Annotated in this window: 16 protein-coding genes; 8 read left to right on the plus strand and 8 right to left on the minus strand. The window is 72.3% G+C overall.

The window, feature by feature from the left end; all coding sequences use genetic code 11:
- The first annotated feature begins 100 nt into the window (after positions 1–100).
- Positions 101–316 carry a dodecin gene (locus AW27_RS03470; protein WP_037916543.1) on the plus strand — a complete coding sequence of 72 codons (216 nt, stop codon included), beginning with the start codon at positions 101–103 and terminating at the stop codon, positions 314–316.
- A 97-nt stretch (positions 317–413) separates the two neighbouring features.
- On the opposite strand, the gene AW27_RS03475 is transcribed toward AW27_RS03470, so the two are convergent.
- Positions 414–911, minus strand: a complete 498-nt coding sequence (locus AW27_RS03475) for a phosphatase domain-containing protein (protein WP_037916541.1) — start codon at positions 909–911, stop codon at positions 414–416.
- 99 nt (positions 912–1,010) lie between these two features.
- Here AW27_RS03475 and AW27_RS03480 point away from each other — a divergent pair, with 99 nt between their 5' ends.
- The 3 genes from AW27_RS03480 to AW27_RS03490 all read left to right on the plus strand — a co-directional run bounded on the left by AW27_RS03480 (position 1,011) and on the right by AW27_RS03490 (position 4,851).
- A complete protein-coding gene (locus AW27_RS03480; protein ID WP_052030079.1) occupies positions 1,011–2,099 on the plus strand; it encodes an LLM class flavin-dependent oxidoreductase in 1,089 nt (362 codons plus the stop codon).
- A gap of 79 nt (positions 2,100–2,178) precedes the next feature.
- Positions 2,179–4,596 (plus strand): excinuclease ABC subunit UvrA, encoded by a 2,418-nt coding sequence (locus AW27_RS03485; protein ID WP_052030078.1) that lies wholly within the window; start codon positions 2,179–2,181, stop codon positions 4,594–4,596.
- Between the two features lie 90 nt (positions 4,597–4,686).
- A complete protein-coding gene (locus AW27_RS03490) occupies positions 4,687–4,851 on the plus strand; it encodes a hypothetical protein (RefSeq protein ID WP_157840167.1) in 165 nt (54 codons plus the stop codon).
- A gap of 3 nt (positions 4,852–4,854) precedes the next feature.
- Here the strand turns inward: AW27_RS03490 and AW27_RS03495 are convergent, their stop codons facing one another.
- The 4 genes from AW27_RS03495 to AW27_RS03510 form a co-directional block, all read right to left on the minus strand.
- Entirely contained in the window at positions 4,855–5,505 is a 651-nt protein-coding gene (locus AW27_RS03495; protein WP_236647466.1) for a hypothetical protein, read from the minus strand.
- Positions 5,506–5,632: 127 nt separating this feature from the next.
- Complete coding sequence (locus AW27_RS03500; protein ID WP_037916539.1) at positions 5,633–6,379, minus strand: succinate dehydrogenase/fumarate reductase iron-sulfur subunit; 747 nt, start codon at positions 6,377–6,379, stop codon at positions 5,633–5,635.
- Complete coding sequence (locus tag AW27_RS03505) at positions 6,376–8,325, minus strand: fumarate reductase/succinate dehydrogenase flavoprotein subunit (RefSeq protein ID WP_037916538.1); 1,950 nt, start codon at positions 8,323–8,325, stop codon at positions 6,376–6,378. Before AW27_RS03505 ends, AW27_RS03500 begins: the two co-directional genes overlap by 4 nt.
- Positions 8,326–8,327: 2 nt before the next feature.
- The gene (locus tag AW27_RS03510; RefSeq protein ID WP_037916537.1) at positions 8,328–9,023 is read right to left on the minus strand and encodes a succinate dehydrogenase; all 696 of its coding nucleotides are present in this window, start codon (positions 9,021–9,023) and stop codon (positions 8,328–8,330) included.
- Positions 9,024–9,095: 72 nt separating this feature from the next.
- Here AW27_RS03510 and AW27_RS03515 point away from each other — a divergent pair, with 72 nt between their 5' ends.
- Positions 9,096–9,974 (plus strand): LysR family transcriptional regulator, encoded by an 879-nt coding sequence (locus AW27_RS03515; RefSeq protein WP_037916535.1) that lies wholly within the window; start codon positions 9,096–9,098, stop codon positions 9,972–9,974.
- 66 nt (positions 9,975–10,040) lie between these two features.
- Here the strand turns inward: AW27_RS03515 and AW27_RS03520 are convergent, their stop codons facing one another.
- Complete coding sequence (locus AW27_RS03520) at positions 10,041–10,694, minus strand: TetR/AcrR family transcriptional regulator (protein ID WP_037916532.1); 654 nt, start codon at positions 10,692–10,694, stop codon at positions 10,041–10,043.
- 105 nt (positions 10,695–10,799) lie between these two features.
- Here AW27_RS03520 and AW27_RS03525 point away from each other — a divergent pair, with 105 nt between their 5' ends.
- Complete coding sequence (locus AW27_RS03525; protein WP_052030077.1) at positions 10,800–11,897, plus strand: FAD-dependent monooxygenase; 1,098 nt, start codon at positions 10,800–10,802, stop codon at positions 11,895–11,897.
- Positions 11,898–11,969: 72 nt separating this feature from the next.
- Here AW27_RS03525 and AW27_RS03530 read toward each other — a convergent pair whose 3' ends face one another.
- Entirely contained in the window at positions 11,970–14,111 is a 2,142-nt protein-coding gene (locus AW27_RS03530; protein WP_037918132.1) for a putative bifunctional diguanylate cyclase/phosphodiesterase, read from the minus strand.
- 95 nt (positions 14,112–14,206) lie between these two features.
- Positions 14,207–15,037 carry an SAM-dependent methyltransferase gene (locus tag AW27_RS03535; RefSeq protein ID WP_037918130.1) on the minus strand — a complete coding sequence of 277 codons (831 nt, stop codon included), beginning with the start codon at positions 15,035–15,037 and terminating at the stop codon, positions 14,207–14,209.
- Between the two features lie 877 nt (positions 15,038–15,914).
- On the opposite strand from AW27_RS03535, the gene AW27_RS03540 reads away from it, so the two are divergent.
- Together AW27_RS03540 and AW27_RS03545 are read left to right on the plus strand one after the other, a co-directional pair.
- Positions 15,915–16,064 (plus strand): hypothetical protein, encoded by a 150-nt coding sequence (locus AW27_RS03540; protein ID WP_157840166.1) that lies wholly within the window; start codon positions 15,915–15,917, stop codon positions 16,062–16,064.
- A gap of 31 nt (positions 16,065–16,095) precedes the next feature.
- Positions 16,096–16,866, plus strand: a complete 771-nt coding sequence (locus AW27_RS03545; RefSeq protein ID WP_037916530.1) for a bestrophin-like domain — start codon at positions 16,096–16,098, stop codon at positions 16,864–16,866.
- Positions 16,867–16,897: the final 31 nt, after the last annotated feature.

The following is a 16,897-nucleotide window of genomic DNA, read 5'->3' on the forward strand; positions in this document are numbered from 1 at the left end:
AAGGGTCTTTCGCTCAGGATTGTTCACGCAAAGTTCGCGGAGCCGGACTTACTGGGGCACCGTAGAACCAGGCAAAAGCGACCCACTGTCGGGAGACCTCATGTCCAACCACACCTACCGGGTGACCGAGATCGTCGGCACCTCTCAAGAGGGCATCGATCAGGCCATTCGCAACGGGATCGCCCGTGCGGGCCGGACCGTACGGAACCTGGACTGGTTCGAGGTCGTCCAGATGCGCGGCCACATCGAGAACGGGGAGATCGCGCACTACCAGGTGGGACTGAAGGTCGGCTTCCGCCTCGAAGGCGACGACTGAGTCCCGTCCCCACGGGAGGCGCTGCCGGTCGGACCGGGCCGAGAGCCCCCGCATCGGCGGCCGGCCCGCGCAACGGGCACGACCCGCGGCAGTCCGCTCAGGTCCGGCCCTCGACCTGCTGGCCGGCGGTGAGCTCGGGCGCCTGTGCCGCCCAGTCGGCGACGACGACCCGGAAGCCGGCCGCCCGCGCGGCCCGGCAGACGAGCTCGTCGTCGTCGACGAGCATGCGCACCTCGCGGCCGCGCGCGATCCGTCCCAGCACCTCCAGCTTGGTCGTCCGGGCCGGCCGCCGGTCCTGGTTGCCGCGCATCCACAACCGCCCCTCGGGCAGGCCGTGCCGGGTGAGCCACTCCACCGTGTCCGCGCGGCACCGCTCGGGCCGCCCGGTCAGGTACACCACCTCGCAGTCGGCCGAGCTCCGCGCCGCCAGCGCGATCCCCCGCGCGAGCGGCGGATCGGCCGGGGCCGCACCGAAGAAGCCGGCCCAGTCCCTGGGGCGGCGCTCCAGGAAATGCTGCCGGTGGGCGGTGTCGGCCAGGGTGTTGTCGATGTCGAAGACGGCCAGCGGCGGCCGCGGAGTGCTCTTCCCGCTCATCCGACCAGCCTAGTGCCGGGTCCTGCCGGCAGCAGAGCACCCGCCGGGCCGGCGCCGCCCCGGCGGGAATCCACCCGGCCCCCGGGCGTTGAGACCTATGTGATCCGAAAACTCTCGATACTCGACCGGTCGCGCACCCGCCAGGACCACCCGGCCCCGCAGGCCCTGCGCGACACCGTCGCGCTGGCCCGGGCAGCGGAGGGGCTCGGCTACCACCGCTTCTGGGTGTCGGAGCACCACAGCGTGCCCGGCGCCGCGGGCTCGGCACCGACCGTGCTGGCCGCCGCGGTCGCCGGGGCGACGGACCGGATCCGGGTCGGCACGGGCGGGGTCATGCTGCCCAACCACCAGCCCCTCGTGGTCGCGGAGCAGTTCGGCGTACTGGAATCGCTCTTCCCCGGCCGGATCGACATGGGGCTCGGCCGCTCGGTCGGCTTCACGAGCGGCATCCGGCGCGCCCTGGGCCGGGACACCGGGGACGCCGACCGCTTCGAGGAGCAGCTCTTCGAGCTCCTCGGCTGGTTCGAAGGCACCCAGCGGGCCTACCCCGGGGTGCACGCCCGCCCGGCGGAAGGGCTGCGGATACCCGCGTACGTACTGGCCACGGGTGAGGGTGCCGGGATCGCCGCCCGGGCGGGCCTGCCGCTGGTCGTGGGCGACCTGCGCGACCGCGAGCGGGTCGCCGGGATCGTGACGGCCTACCGGAAGGAGTTCCGGCCCTCCGCGCGGGCCGCGGAGCCGTACGTCGTGGTCTCGGGCGCGGTGGCCGTCGCGGCCACCACCGAGGAGGCCCGGCGCATCCTGCTCCCGGAGGCCTGGTCCACCGCGTATTCCCGCACCCGGGGCAGCTTCCCCGCACTCCGTCCGGCCGAGGAGATCGAGTCCTTGGAGATGAGCCCGAGGGAGCGGGACCTGTACGAGCGCGCCCTCGCCGGGCATATCCACGGGACGGAGGACCGGGTGGCGGCCGAGCTGTCCGAGATCGCAGAACTCACCGGGGCGGACGAGCTGCTGGTCACCACCTCGACGTACGACCGGACGGCCCTGCTGGACTCGTACACGCGCCTGGCCCGTATCGCGGGCCCCCCGGGGTGGGAGTCGGGGAGCGCAGACAACCGGACCAGCGGTGCGAGGAGCCTGTCGGGCGGAACGACACAGGGCCGGGGCGCAACCCGCTCGACGGCCTGAGGCATCCTCGACGGTGGGCGCGGCCACCCGGCCCCACTCCTGGCCTCCCCCACCCACAAGGGCCCGTAAACTGGGGTGAATGCACCAGTCCACCGAAGCCCGCACCGACCACGGCCACGACCCCTGCGTACGGGTGCGGGGGGCTCGGGAGCACAACCTGCGCGGCGTCGACGTGGACATCCCCCGCGACGCGCTGACCGTGTTCACCGGGGTGTCCGGATCCGGGAAGAGCTCGCTCGCCTTCGGCACCCTGTACGCAGAGGCCCAGCGCCGGTACTTCGAGTCCGTGGCTCCGTACGCCCGCCGCCTCATCCACCAGATCGGCGCCCCGAAGGTGGATTCCGTCACCGGGCTGCCGCCCGCGGTGTCGCTGGAGCAGCGCCGCTCCTCACCCGGCTCGCGCTCCTCGGTCGGTACGGTCACGCTGCTGTCCAACTCCCTGCGGATGCTGTTCTCCCGGGCCGGTACGTATCCGCCGGGTGCGCGGCGGCTGGACTCGGACGCGTTCTCGCCCAACACGGCCGTCGGAGCCTGCCCTTCCTGCCACGGGCTCGGCCGGATCCACCGCACCAGCGAGGAGCTGCTGGTCCCCGACCCCGGGCTGTCGATCCGCGAGGGTGCCATCGCCGCCTGGCCGGGCGCCTGGCAGGGCAAGAACCTCCGGGACATCCTGGAGACGCTCGGCCACGACGTGGACCGGCCGTGGCGGGAGCTGCCCGCGAAGGACCGCGAGTGGATCCTGTTCACCGAGGAGCAGCCGGTGGTGACCGTGCACCCGGTGCGCGACCCGGACCGGATCCAACGGCCCTATCAGGGAACGTACATGAGCGCACGCCGGTACGTCCTGCGCACCTTCTCAGACAGCAGGAGCGCCACCCTGCGGGCCCGTGCCGAGACGTTCCTCGCCGACGCGCCGTGTCCGGAGTGCGAGGGGCTCCGACTGCGCCCGGAGGCCCTCGCCGTCACCTTCGCGGGGCGGACCATCGCCGAGCTCACCGGGCTGGCGCTGACGGATCTGGACGCCCTGCTCGCCTCCGCGCCCGTGGGCGGGGAGGCGGCGCGCGTCCTCACCGACGACCTGCGTGCGCGGATCGGGCCCGTCACGGAACTCGGCCTCGGCTACCTGAGCCTGGACCGGACCGCGCCGACCCTGTCCGCGGGCGAGCTGCAGCGGCTGCGGCTGGCCACACAGTTGCGGTCGGGGCTGTTCGGCGTGGTGTACGTGCTGGACGAGCCGTCTGCCGGGCTGCATCCGGCCGACACCGAGGCCCTGCTCGGCGTACTGGACCGGTTGAAGCAGGCCGGGAACACCGTCTTCGTCGTCGAGCACCATCTGGACGTGGTGCGGCACGCGGACTGGCTGGTGGACGTGGGGCCGCTCGGCGGCGAGCGTGGCGGGCGGGTGCTGCACAGCGGGCCGCCCGCGGCCCTGGCCGGCGTGGCGGAGTCGGCGACGGCCCGGCACCTGTTTCCGGCGCGGGAGCCGGCGGAGCCCGTCCGGGAGCTGCGCAGGCCGACCGGGGAGGTGCTCCTGAGCGGGGTGGACCGGCACAACCTGCGCAGTCTGGAGGTGGCCTTCCCGCTCGGGGTGTTCACCGCCGTGACCGGGGCGTCGGGTTCGGGGAAGTCCACGCTGGTGGGCCAGGCACTGGCCCGGGAGGTGGGCGGGCGGATCTCCGGGCCCGGCTTCCCCGTACGGCGGTTGGTGGAGGTGGACCAGAAGCCGATCGGCCGGACCCCCCGCTCCAACCTGGCCACGTACACCGGCCTGTTCGACGTGGTGCGGAGGCTCTTCACACAGGCCCCGGAGGCGAGGGCGCGCGGCTGGAGGGCGGGCCGGTTCTCCTTCAACGTGGCAGGCGGCCGGTGCGAGACGTGCCAGGGCGAGGGCTTCGTCGTGGTGGAACTGCTGTTCCTGCCGAGTACGTACGCCCCGTGCCCGGACTGCGGCGGGGCGCGGTACAACCCCGAGACACTGGAGGTCCGGTACGGGGGCCTGGACATCGCAGAGGTGCTGGCGCTGACGGTGGAGTCCGCCGCCCGGTTCTTCGCGGACGTCCCGGCGGCGGCGCGCAGTCTGCGGGCACTGGAGGAGATCGGGCTGGGCTACCTGCGGCTGGGGCAGCCGGCCACGGAGCTGTCGGGCGGCGAGGCGCAGCGGATCAAGCTGGCGACGGAGCTCCAGCGACTGCGCCGGGACCACACGCTGTACCTGCTGGACGAGCCGACGACGGGGCTGCACCCGGCCGACGTGCGCGTGCTGCTGCGGCAGCTGCACGGACTGGTGGACGCCGGGCACTCGGTGGTGGTCGTGGAGCACGACATGGGCGTGGTGGCGGGCGCGGACTGGGTGATCGACCTGGGTCCGGGCGGCGGCGCGGACGGCGGCCGGATCGTCGCCGCGGGCACGCCGGAGGAGGTGGCCGGTTCACCGGGCAGCCGGACGGCTCCGTACCTGGCCCGGGCCCTCGCGAACCGCACCGGAGCGGCCGGATAGGGGCGTGCGTGCTCCGGAGACGGCAGGGGCTCTTCATCGAACCGTACGGCTGGAGCGACTGGCTGGAGCCGCGGGGCGAGGGTCGCGGCCGTGACCGTGGGCTCGGGGTGCGCGGACCGGCCCTGGACGGGCAGCAGTGTGCCCGACCAGCCGTTCGAGCTGCAGCACCACGCGGACGTACTCGTGGTCGGGCCGAACGGCGACCCGGTCCTGCCCGTGGATGCCGACGGGAACGAGCTGTACCGGTACCCGTGAAGCTCAGGCGTCACCGGACAGGAGCTGCTGGGGCAGTTCGCGGAAGCTCCACCGCTCCCCGCGGCGGGTGAACTGCCAGACCAGGTCGTAGCGGTCGGGCCAGGTCGCGGGAAGTCCGAGGACCTGGCCGGCGCCCAGGGCTCGCACCAGGCGGGGAATCCCGGCGTGCTCCCAGCAGACGAGTACGGGCATGGGCCCGGCCAGCGCGGCGTGCGCGAGGGCCGCTTCGGCGCCGACGGCGAACTCCGCCCGCACCGGCGTGCGCAGTGCGGTGGCCAGCGCGGACACGGTCTGCCGACACCGGGCGGGGGCTCCGCCCTTGCCGCCGGCGGCGAAGACCGCGGCGGGTCGGGGCAGCGAGGAGCCCCTGGACGGCGAGAAGAGCCGGGGCAGTTCCTCGGCCCGGCGCCAGCCCCGCCCGGCCAGCGAGCCGGGGTCGTCCTCGCCGTCCTCATCCCAGCCGGAGTCCCCGGCGTACGGCTTCTCCGCGTGCCGGATGACCATGATCACGGCGTCCTTGTGCGCGGTCTGCGGCCCGGGTGCCGGGCCGCGGGGCGCTTCCCCGCCGGAGCAGCCGGCCGCGGACAGCGGCGCGAGGGCGGCGGCCAGTACGGCTCTGCGGCGTGGTCCGGTCCTGGCGGCGGCTTCTGGCATGGAGCCACTGTGTCCCATGCCCAGGGCGCCGCCGGGGCACGGCACGGCAGCCGCCCGCCCGGTCAGCCGATCGGCGCAGGGCCCCGGGCCGGCCGGGCTCCTGCGCCGTGGGGTGCGGCCGGACGGGTCAGCGGGGACCCTTGCGGACGGCCCGCAGCCACTCCTTGTTCATGGCGGCGATCGACGGGAGCGGGATGCCCTTCGGGCAGGCCGTGGCGCACTCGCCGGTGAGGGTGCACCCGCCGAAGCCCTCCTCGTCCATACGAGCCACCATGTCCAGGACGCGGGTCTCCCGCTCCGGCGAGCCCTGCGGGAGGACGTTGAGGTGGTTGACCTTGGCGGAGGTGAACAGCATCGCCGAACCGTTGGGGCACGCCGCCACGCACGCGCCGCAGCCGATGCACTCGGCGTGCTCGAAGGCGAAGTCGGCGTCGGCCTTGGGCACTGCGGTGGCGTGTGCCTCGGGGGCCGAGCCGGTGGGAGCGGTGATGTAGCCGCCGGCTTGGATGATCCGGTCGAAGGCACCCCGGTCGACGACCAAGTCCTTGACCACGGGAAAGGCCGCGGCCCGCCAGGGCTCGACGTCGATGGTGTCGCCGTCGGCGAAGGACCGCATGTGGAGCTGGCAGGTGGTGGTGCGCTCGGGACCGTGGGCGTCGCCGTTGATGACGAGGCTGCAGGCACCGCAGATGCCCTCGCGGCAGTCGTGGTCGAAGGCGACCGGATCCTCACCGCGCAGGATGAGGTCCTCGTTGAGGGTGTCGAGCATCTCCAGGAAGGACATGTCCTCGGAGATCCCGTCGACCTCGTAGGAGGCCATGTGGCCGGGGGCGGCGGCGCCGCGCTGGCGCCAGACGCGCAGGGTGAGCTTCATGCGTAGCTCCGCTGGGTGGGGTGGACGTACTCGAAGACGAGGTCTTCCTTGTGCAGGACGGGGGCGGTGCCGGTGGCGGTGAACTCCCAGGCGGCGGCATAGCCGAAGGCCTCGTCCTGGCGGGCCGCCTCGCCGTCCGGGGTCTGGGACTCCTCGCGGAAGTGGCCTCCGCAGGATTCGGCGCGGTGGAGCGCGTCGAGGCACATCAGCTCGGCGAGTTCGAGGTAGTCGACGATGCGGTTGGCCTTCTCCAGCGACTGGTTGAACTCCTCTCCGCTCCCGGGGACCTTGATGCGGCGCCAGAACTCCTCCCGGATCTGCGGGATGCGCTCCAGCGCCTTGCGCAGGCCCTGTTCGCTACGGGCCATCCCGCAGTACTCCCACATCAGTTCACCGATCTCGCGGTGGAAGGAGTCGGGGGTGCGGTCCCCGTCGACGGCGAGGAGGTTCTCCAGCCGCTCGCGGGTCTCGCGTACGACGGCCACCGCCTCGGGGTGGGTGTCGTCGACGGCGTCGCGGTGCGGGTGACGGGCCAGGTAGTCGTTGATGGTGGAGGGGAGTACGAAATAGCCGTCGGCGAGGCCCTGCATCAGGGCGGAGGCACCGAGGCGGTTGGCGCCGTGGTCGGAGAAGTTCGCCTCGCCGACCGCGAACAGTCCGGGGACGGTGGTCTGGAGGTCGTAGTCGACCCACAGTCCGCCCATCGTGTAGTGCACGGCGGGGTAGATCCGCATGGGCACCTCGTACGGGTTCTCCGCGGTGATCCGCTCGTACATCTCGAAGAGGTTGCCGTACTTCTCGGCGACCTTGTCACGGCCCATGCGGCGGATGGCGTCGGCGAAGTCGAGGTAGACGCCCTGCCCGCCGGGACCGACGCCGCGGCCCTCGTCGCAGACGTTCTTGGCGGCGCGGGAGGCGATGTCACGGGGCACGAGGTTGCCGAACGAGGGGTAGATCCGCTCCAGGTAGTAGTCGCGCTCCGCCTCGGGGATGTCGGCGGCGGAGCGGGTGTCCCCCTTGGCCCTGGGAACCCAGATGCGGCCGTCGTTGCGCAGGGACTCGCTCATGAGGGTGAGCTTGGACTGGTGGTCGCCGGTGCGCGGGATGCAGGTGGGGTGGATCTGGGTGAAGCAGGGGTTGGCGAAGTAGGCGCCGCGCCGGTGCGCCCGCCAGACGGCGGTCGCGTTGGAGTTCATGGCGTTGGTGGAGAGGTAGAAGACGTTGCCGTAGCCGCCGCTCGCCAGCACCACGGCGTCGGCGTAGTGCGTGGAGATCTCGCCGGTGATCAGGTCACGGGCGACGATGCCGCGGGCCACTCCGTCGACGACGATCAGGTCGAGCATCTCGGTGCGGGCGTGCAGGTCGACGTTGCCGGCGGCGATCTGCCGGGAAAGCGCCTGGTAGGCGCCGAGAAGGAGCTGCTGTCCGGTCTGGCCGCGGGCGTAGAAGGTGCGGGAGACCTGGACGCCGCCGAAGGAGCGGGTGTCCAGGAGGCCGCCGTACTCGCGGGCGAAGGGGACGCCCTGGGCCACGCACTGGTCGATGATCTCGACGGAGATCTGGGCGAGGCGGTGCACGTTGGACTCACGGGCGCGGAAGTCGCCGCCCTTGACGGTGTCGTAGAAGAGGCGGTGCACCGAGTCGCCGTCGTTGCGGTAGTTCTTGGCGGCGTTGATGCCGCCCTGCGCGGCGATGGAGTGGGCCCGGCGCGGGGAGTCGGAGAAGCAGAACTGGACGACGCGGTAACCCTGTTCGGCGAGGGTCGCGCCGGCCGATCCGCCGGCCAGGCCGGTGCCGACGACGATCACGGTGTGCTTGCGGCGGTTGGCGGGGTTGACGAGCTTGGCCTCGAAGCGTCGCCGGTCCCAGCGGTCCGCGATGGGGCCCCCGGGGGCCTTGGTGTCGGCGATGGGCTCGCCGGTGGTGTGGTGCGCGTAGCTGCTCACGGTCAGTTCACCATTCCGGTCATGACGGCGACGGGGACGGACACGAAGCCCGCGAAGAGGACGAAGGCCAAGGTGTTCGCGAGGGTCCTCAGCGTCCGCTCGCGCCGGGCCCGGCCGGCGCCGAGGGTCTGGGCCGCGCTCCAGAAGCCGTGCCGGATGTGCAGGCCGAGCGCGGCCATGGCCACGATGTAGATGGTGTTCCCGTACCAGGTGGAGAAGGTGGCGAGGACGTTCTCGTACGGGTGGCCGGCCCAGGCGCGCTCGTTGACGGTGAGCGTGGTGAGGTCCAGCAGGTGCCAGACGATGAACAGGCCGAGGATGACGCCGCCCCAGCGCATGGTGCGGGTGGCGTAGCTCGCGCGGCGGCGCTTGTGGACGTACGAGACGGGGCGGGCCCTGATGTCGAGCCGGCTGAGCTGGTAGGCGGAGACGGCGTGCGCGACGACTGCGGCGAGGAGCACCAAGCGGACGATCCACAGGGCCCACTCGTAGTGGAGGAAGGGCGAACCGAGGGTGCGCAGCCAGTGGGCGTAGCCGTTGAACTCGTCCGCCCCGAAAAAGATCTTGAGGTTGCCGAGCATGTGCACGGCGAGGTACCCGAGCATGATGAGCCCGGAGACCGCCATGACGGTCTTCTTTCCGATGGTGGAGCCCCAGAACGAGGGGGCGCTCGTCCGGGTGCGCGGTGCCAGAGCCATGCCCTCGACGGTAAGGAGGCAGGCCCCGGAAGGTCCAAGACATGATGTCGGTCATCTTGATAGACAGGCCCTATGCAGTTTCAGCAGCTCCTCTACTTCGTCGCCGTCGCGGAGACCCGGCATTTCACCCGGGCCGCGGAGCGGGTGCACGTGGCCCAGCCGTCGCTCTCCCAGCAGATCAAGGCGCTGGAGCGGGAGCTGGGGGCCGAGCTCTTCAGCCGCGCCCGGGGCAACATCGCGCTGACGGACGCGGGCGAGACCCTGCTGCCGCTGGCGCGGCGGATCCTGGCGGACGCGGACACGGCGCGGCTGGAGGTGCAGGAACTGGCGCAGCTGCGACGGGGGCGGATCCGGCTGGGGGCCACCCCGAGCGTGTGCACGGGTTTGCTGCCGGGTGTGCTGCGGGCCTTCCACACCGCGCATCCGGGGATCGAGCTGCTGATCGAGGAGAGCGGTTCGCTCGACCTGGTACGGGAGCTGGCGCGCGGGGCTCTGGACCTGGCGCTGATCGCGCTGCCGCTGCCACCCTCCGCACCGGCCCTGACGACCGTGGAGCTGCTGACGGAGGACCTGGTAGTGGTGTCTTCGACGAAGCTCCCGGCGCCCGGCGGGGGCAGGGAGCTGACCATCGCCGCGTTGCGCGACGAGCCGATGGTGATGTTCCGGCACGGCTATGACCTGCGCGAGCTCACGGTGGCGGCCTGCAGGGCGGAGGGCTTCGAGCCCACCTTCACCGTGGAGGGCGGCGAGATGGACGCGGTGTTGGGCTTCGCACGGGCGGGTCTGGGCGTGGCGGTGGTCCCGGCGATGGTGGTGGCCAACGCGGGCCCGGGCCTGCGGACCACGCCACTGGCCGGTTCGCCGCTGCGCCGGACCATCGCACTGGCCCACCGCACCGACGTGGATCCGCCGCGCGCGGCACGCGAGCTGCAGCGCATGCTGATGGCGTGACCCTGGCGCAGACCCCGCGGCCGGGGCGGGCGGAGGCCTCGCCCGGAGGTTTGCGCGCGGATCGCCTCAGGCGGGGACGTGCGGGGCGGCGGGCAGGAGCCGGTCGAGGCCGTCCGCGAGCATGCCGAAGGCGAGGTCGGCGTCGGCCACGGCGGCCGGGTGGGCCTCGTCGGCGCTCTGCCCGGCATCGAGCCGCTGCCAGTTCTCCCGCCCCAGCTCGTGGCGGACCGCCACGAGGTGGACGGCCGCCAGCCTGGCCGCGAGCGGCGGGGCCGACTCCGACTCCAGGGCGGCGGCGAGCAGCTCGACCTCACGGTCGGCATAGTGGGCCAGGCGGGATTCCAGGCTGGCCGTGGAGTAGAGGAGCCGCTGGAACGCGAGGACCTCCGGATGGTCGCAGAGCCCGGTGATCGGGTCCCGCTCGGCGAGGGCCGTCAGGAAGTGGTCGTGTACGGCACGGACCGGCGACCGGCCCGCCGGCCGGTCGCGGACGATACGCGCCGCCTCGTCCTGGTGGTCGGCGAACCGGTCGAGGAGCAGGTCCTCCTTGGTGGGGAAGTACCGGAAGAGGGTGGGTTTGGACACCTCGGCAGCCGCGGCGACATCGGCCACCGACACGGTGTCGAAGCCCCGCTCCAGGAAGAGTTCCAGCGCCGTGGCCGCCAGCTGGCGGCGTGTACGGAGCTTCTTGCTCTCGCGCAGACCCGTCGTGTTCTCCATGCGCACACCCTAACACATACATGAGACCGGGTAAGTTTTTTAACCGGGTTGCATTTTCTGTCGGGAGCGGCTTTCCTTGAAACACCGACAAGGAGAGGACTTCCGATGAACCGCACCTGTGCGACCGCGGCAACCGACGTACTGATCGCCGGCTCGGGCCCCACCGGGCTGACACTCGCTTGTGACCTCGCCCTGCGCGGCCGCTCCGTCCGCGTCATCGAACGGCGCACGGAACCGCACCGCGCATCCCGGGGCAAGGGGCTCCGGTCCGGCAGCCTCGCGATCTTCCGGGAGCTGGGCCTGGCCGAGCCCCTGATCACCACCGGCATCGCGGGGGTGGTCCTGCGCAAGTACTTCGACGGCGAGCACATCAACGACACCCCCACCCCGTCGGACGCCGGCGTACTGATCGGCCAGTGGCAGATCGAGGAGGCGCTGCGCGACCGGCTCGCCGGACTGGGCGTGCGCGTGGAGTACGGGGCCGAGCTCGTCGGCATCACCCAGGACGAGGAAGGGGTGCGCGCCGAACTGGCCGACGGAAGCGTGGTCGCGGCCCGCTATCTCGCCGGGTGCGACGGCGGCCGCAGCACCACGCGCAAGCTGCTCGGCATCCCCTTCGAGGGGACCGGGGAGAAGGAGCCGGCCATGGTCATAGGCGACGTCAGGGCGCCGGGGATCGACCGGGACGTCTGGCACCAGTGGTTCACCTCGGAAGGCGGCGGGATGCTGCTCTGCCCGATGCCGGGGACGGATTCCTTCCAGCTCCAGGCGTCGCCCGAGCGGGACGAGCACGGCGAACCGCTGCCGCCCTCCTTGGAGAGCTTCCAGAGGATCTTCGACCGGTGCGCACGGGTACCGGGCATCCGGCTCCAGGACCCCACCTGGCTCTCCTCCTGGCGGGTCAACGTCCGCATGGCCACCCGGATCCGGGAGGGCCGGGTCCTGCTCGCCGGTGACGCCGCCCACGTGCACCCGATAGCGGGCGGGCTGGGCATGAACACCGGCATCGAGGACGCGGCCGCGCTCGGCCGGGCCCTGTCCGCCGCTCTCGCCGGGCCCGACACGGAGACGGCGCTCGACGCGTACGAGGCGGAGCGGCTCTCGGTGGCCGCGGGGGTCTTGGCCGACACGGCCGAGCGATACCAGAGGGTCGTCGAAGCCGTCCGGACCCCTGGCAGCGGGACGGAGGCCGGACTGGACTGAGCGGACGCCGCACATCGGAGCCGGACGCCGCAGCAACCTCCCTGCCCGGGCCGCCGCGGGCCCGGGCAGAGGTCAGGAGGGCGTGGGCACCGCGTCCGAGAGGGACAGGGCGTGGATGCGGTCGGGGGCGCCGGGGCGGGCGTAGTACCAGCCCTGGGCGGTGTCGCAGCCGAGCGCCCGCAGCTGAGCAGCCTGTGCACCGGTTTCCACACCCTCGACGGTGACGGCGAGTTCGAGGCTGTGGGCCAGGGCGACGATCCCTTCCACGATCTTGACGTCGACCGGGTCGGCGGGCTGCTGCTGCATCCCCCGAGTGAAGGAGCGGTCGAGCTTGAGCACGCTGACCGGCAGGCGGCGCAGATTGGCCAGGTTGGAGTACCCGGTGCCGAAGTCGTCGAGGGCGATGTCCACGCCGAGTTCGGCCAGGCGGCGCAGCGGCTCCAGCAGTTCGTCGTCCGCGCCTATCAGGGCCGATTCGGTCACCTCCAGGCACAGCGCGCCCGGGGCGAGGCCGGAGTTCTCCAGCACCGCGACGGTGTCGGCGACCAAGCCCGGGTGGTGGAGCTGTGTCGGCGACAGGTTGACGTTGATCCGCAGGGCGGAGCCCCCGTGCTGCCGCTGCCATGTGCGGGCCTGGCGGACCGCCTCCTCAAGGACCCACCGGCCGAGGGGCACGATCAGCCCGGTCCGTTCGGCGAGCGGGATGAAGCGGTCGGGACCGAGCACCCCGTACTGCGGGTGGGACCATCGCACCAGGGCCTCGGCACCGTGCACCGAGCCGTCCCGCAGGTGGACCAGCGGCTGGTACTCGATGAAGAACTCGCCGCGCTCCAGAGCCGCCGGAAGCGCGTTGGTCAGTCCATGCCGGGTGATCGCGCGGGCGTCGGCCTCGGCGTCGGCGAACTCGAAGCGATTTCCGCCGGCGGCCTTGGCCCGGTACATGGTGATGTCGGCGCTGCGCAGCACCTCGGCGGGGGTACGCTCCCCGGCCCGGCCCTCAACGATGCCGATGCTGCCCCGGACCGTCAGCTCCCGGCCCTCCAGGCGGATCGGCGCCGAAAGGGCCGTGAGGATGCGGACGGCGAGGTCGGTGACCTCCTGCTCGGTGTCCGGGCCCGTGGTCAGCGCGACGAACTCGTCGCCGCCGAGCCGGGCGACGACCTCGCCGGGGCCGGTGGCGCAGCTCTGCAGCCGGTCGGCGACCTCCACCAGGAGCCGGTCGCCGGCCGAGTGCCCGAGGCTGTCGTTGACGGCCTTGAAGCCGTCGAGGTCGAGGTAGCACAGACCGTAGCGGTCGCTGCCGGAACTGCTGAGGGCCTTCTCCAGACGCTCGAAGAACAGCGTCCGGTTCGGCAGTCCGGTGAGGGCGTCGTGGGTGGCCTCGTAGCGCAGGCGCAGGTTCAGCAGCCGGCGCTCGGTGGTGTCCTCCATCAGCGCCAGCTGGTACTGCGGCTTTCCGTCGGCGTCGCGCAGGAGCGACACCGTGAGGTTGGTCCAGAGCACGGTCCCGTCGTGGCGGTAGTACGGCTTCTCCACCCGGTAGCTCTCGCGCTCGCCGCGCACCAGCTCGCCGTACATGCGCCAGACGTGGGGGGTGTCGTCGGGGTGGCCCCACTCGCTGACGTTGCGGCTGCGGACGTGCCCCTCCAAACCGCCGAACATCTGCAGGAGGGTGTCATTGACCTCCAGGACGTTCCCGTCGAGATCGGCGATGCCGATGCCGACGGCGGCGCCCTCGAAGACCGCGCGGAAGCGTTCCTCGCTCGCGTGCAGGGCCTGCTGGGCATCGGTGCGGGCGGTCAGCGCGGAGCGCGCGATGGCCTCCTGTTCGCTCAGGGTGCGCTCGCGCAGCGCCCTGGCGTAGCCGGCGGCCATGGCGTGCTGGAGCCGGGCGCAGCGCGCGTGGTATTCGGCGGTGGCCTCCACCCCGGAGCTTTCGAGTCCGTCCGGGCCGCAGTAGAGGACCAGGTAGGACTCGATCACGCCGAGGGTGCCGGCCAGGGCCTCGGGGTCGGTGCAGTGCACGGCGACGAGTTCCGCCCCCACCCGTTGGGCGACGGCGGCGTCGAAGGGCCTGGCGTGCAGGGCCTCGGTGAGGGTCCGGGTGAGCGGCACGAGGTGCCGTTCGAACTCGGGCCGGGTCAGCGAGGTCGCGGTGACCGGGAAGATCGCCCGCCCCCAGATCGTCGCGAAACGGGCGATTCGGTCCTCGATGCCGCCGTCCGGCGCCGCGGGGTGCGCGGCCGGTGCGGGAGCGGCCGCGGGCGCCGCAACGGTGCTCGACGCACCCGCCGTCTGTGCCGGTAGTCTCACGCCTTGCGTCCCACGCCTGCATAGCCCGAGAAGGCGTAGGGGTCCTCCGGGGTCTCGCCGTCCTCCCCGCCCTCGGCCTGGTCCGGGCGCCAGTCGGGCATGGACACCAGGCCGGGCTCCACCATCTCGAATCCGTCGAAGAAGCGGCCGATCTGCTCCCCGGTGCGCATGACGAGGGGGTTGCGGATGTCCCGGTAGACGCCGACGGCGCCGCCCGCGACCTCCTCCGTGAGCGGGATGCCCTCGTAGGAGGCGTGCGTGAGGATCAGCAGACTGCCGGGGGCCAGCGCCTCGCGCAGTTCGGCCACGGCCTCGTACGGATGGTCCGCGTCCTCGAGGAAGTGCAGGACGGCCACGAGCAGCAGGGCGACCGGGCGGTCGAAGTCGAGGAGCCGCCCGGCCTCGGGGGCGGCCAGGATCTCCTTCGGCCTGCGCAGGTCCGCAGCGACGACGCCGGTGTCCTCGTCGTCCATGAGGACGGCCTGACTGTGCGCCACGGCCACCGGATCGTGGTCCACGTAGACCACGCGGGCCCGGGAGCTGGCACCCTGGGCGATCTCGTGGACGTTGCCGAAGGTGGGGATGCCGGAGCCGATGTCGAGGAACTGCGTGACGCCCTCGGCGACGGCGTGCCGGACGGCACGGCGCATGAACGCCCGGTTGGCCTGCATGATCTTGGGCAGGCCCGGCATGAATTCCATGGCACGTCGGGCCGCCTGGCGGTCGACCTCGAAATTGTGGGACCCGCCAAGGTAGTAATCGTAGATGCGGGACACGCTCGGCACCGATATGTCGATGCCTGGCGGGGCCCAGGCGGGGCGCTCCATCGGGATCTCCAAGCGTTGTTCCTGCGGCGGTCCGTGCGGGGTCGGACTCCTGTCCGAGCCGAATGTACTGATCATTGACCAACAGGGCGAGCAAAAGCGGAAATTGGCGATCCGTTCTTCGTCACACACCAAAGTCGCCCAGCGGCGCCCCGGCGCAAATGACCGGTACCGACAAATCCCTTTTGGGAATTGACCGGATGATGATCTTACTCGTCTGCAACCGCTCCACGGCTGGCTCAAACCTTTCCGATGCGCACTCCACTCGTTCAGGCGAACGGAGGCCGAGCCCCGCGTGCGCGCGGGCGCGCGGGCCCATGCTCCCCGGGTGAACAGAGCCTGTGCCAGGCGCCTGCTGGCGGTCCCGGTCCTGTTGTGGGCGGCCCTGGCCACCACCCCGGCCGTGGCTGATAGCAGCGCCTACCCGACGACCGGCCACGGCGACGGCCAGCGTGCCGCCGCAGTGCTCGCGGTGGCCTTCGGCGACGGCCGTGGGCGGCGGCCGGGTGGTGGACATCACGGTGAGGAGCACCGCTCCGACCACGCAAGACACCGTGGTGACGGGCGGGGCGGCGGGCATCATGGCCGCCCCCACTGCCCGCCCCCGCCCCCGCCCCCGTGTCCGCCGAAGCCGCCGAAGCCGCCGCCGGAACCCACGCCGCCACCCGAGCCGGAGCCCACCGTGCCACCGCCGAAACCCGCGCCGAATCCGGTGCCGCCCCCGCCTCCGCCGCCACCCCCGAAACCCGCACCGTCAGCGCCGCCGAAGGCCGCGGCCGGGCCCGCGCCCAAGCCCGCCCTGCCGGCACCGGCCCGGCCGAAGCCGCCGCCCGCACCCCCCGCCGCGAAGCCGCCCCCGCCGCCGCCACCGGCCCCCGCGGTGGCCGCCCCCGCCCCGAAACCGGTGGTCCGCCCGGTGTACCGCGCGGCGACCCGCAAACCGGCCGAGCACCACATCTCGCCCGTCACCTTCACCCTGATGACCGCGGCTCCCGCGGTGCTCGCGATCGTCGCGCTGCGCCCCCGGTGATCCGCCCGACGTCGAACGATCTGGAGTCCACTTGTCGGAATGGCTCGTCCTGTCCCTCGCGATGGCCGCGGCCTGTGCCGTGGTGCTGTCCATCGCCTTCCTCAACCACCGCAGGATCGGCGAGGACGACGATCCGAACGAGACCCCGGACGTCATCGAGTACATGACGATGATGATCGGGGTGATCTACGCGATCGTGCTGGGGCTGGCGATCGCGGGCGTGTGGGAGGGCCGCGGAGCCGCCCAGGAACACGTACGCCAAGAAGCGCAGGCCCTGCACGAGATCAGCGTCCGCTCCCAGGTCTACCCGGCCGAGGTGCGGGCGAAGATCCGGTCCGGCGTGGACGCCTACGTCACCTACGTGGTCGACACCGAGTGGCAGGCGATGGTCGACAAGGGCGAACTCACCGACCGCGGCGGGGAACTGCTGGAGCGCATCCGCCGGGACGTCACCGACTACGAGCCGCAGACCGACCACGAGGGGCAGGCCTACCAGCCGCTCGTCGACCAGGTGGCGGTGGCCGACGACGCCCGCAACGCACGCGGCGCGAGCGCCGGGGCCACCATGCCGGGCGTGGTCTGGTTCGGGCTGATCATCGGAGCGCTGGTCACGGTGGGCCTGATCTTCACCCTGCAGATCAGGCGGTCCTTCCGGGAGATGCTGCTGGCCGGGCTGTTCAGCGCGCTGATCGCGTTCCTGCTGTTCCTGATCTGGGACTTCGACGCGCCGTTCGGCCGCGGCATCTCGGCCACCGCCGAGCCGTTCCTCACGCAGTTCTCCCACCTCGGCCTCGGCGGCTGACTGCGCCCGGCAAACCGGGGACGGACCTCCC

The sequence above is a fragment of the Streptomyces sp. PCS3-D2 genome, assembly GCF_000612545.2.
Lineage (GTDB): Bacteria > Actinomycetota > Actinomycetes > Streptomycetales > Streptomycetaceae > Streptomyces.

Excerpts from the sequence above, each read along its gene's own strand:
- AW27_RS03510 (WP_037916537.1), bottom strand. The coding sequence starts at position 9,023 with ATGGCTCTGGCACCGCGCACCCGGACGAGCGCCCCCTCGTTCTGGGGC.
- AW27_RS03525 (WP_052030077.1), top strand. The coding sequence starts at position 10,800 with ATGAACCGCACCTGTGCGACCGCGGCAACCGACGTACTGATCGCCGGC.
- AW27_RS03515 (WP_037916535.1), top strand. The coding sequence starts at position 9,096 with ATGCAGTTTCAGCAGCTCCTCTACTTCGTCGCCGTCGCGGAGACCCGG.
- AW27_RS03520 (WP_037916532.1), bottom strand. The coding sequence starts at position 10,694 with ATGGAGAACACGACGGGTCTGCGCGAGAGCAAGAAGCTCCGTACACGC.
- AW27_RS03485 (WP_052030078.1), top strand. The coding sequence starts at position 2,179 with ATGCACCAGTCCACCGAAGCCCGCACCGACCACGGCCACGACCCCTGC.
- AW27_RS03470 (WP_037916543.1), top strand. The coding sequence starts at position 101 with ATGTCCAACCACACCTACCGGGTGACCGAGATCGTCGGCACCTCTCAA.
- AW27_RS03500 (WP_037916539.1), bottom strand. The coding sequence starts at position 6,379 with ATGAAGCTCACCCTGCGCGTCTGGCGCCAGCGCGGCGCCGCCGCCCCC.
- AW27_RS03495 (WP_236647466.1), bottom strand. The coding sequence starts at position 5,505 with ATGCCAGAAGCCGCCGCCAGGACCGGACCACGCCGCAGAGCCGTACTG.
- AW27_RS03535 (WP_037918130.1), bottom strand. The coding sequence starts at position 15,037 with ATGGAGCGCCCCGCCTGGGCCCCGCCAGGCATCGACATATCGGTGCCG.
- AW27_RS03475 (WP_037916541.1), bottom strand. The coding sequence starts at position 911 with ATGAGCGGGAAGAGCACTCCGCGGCCGCCGCTGGCCGTCTTCGACATC.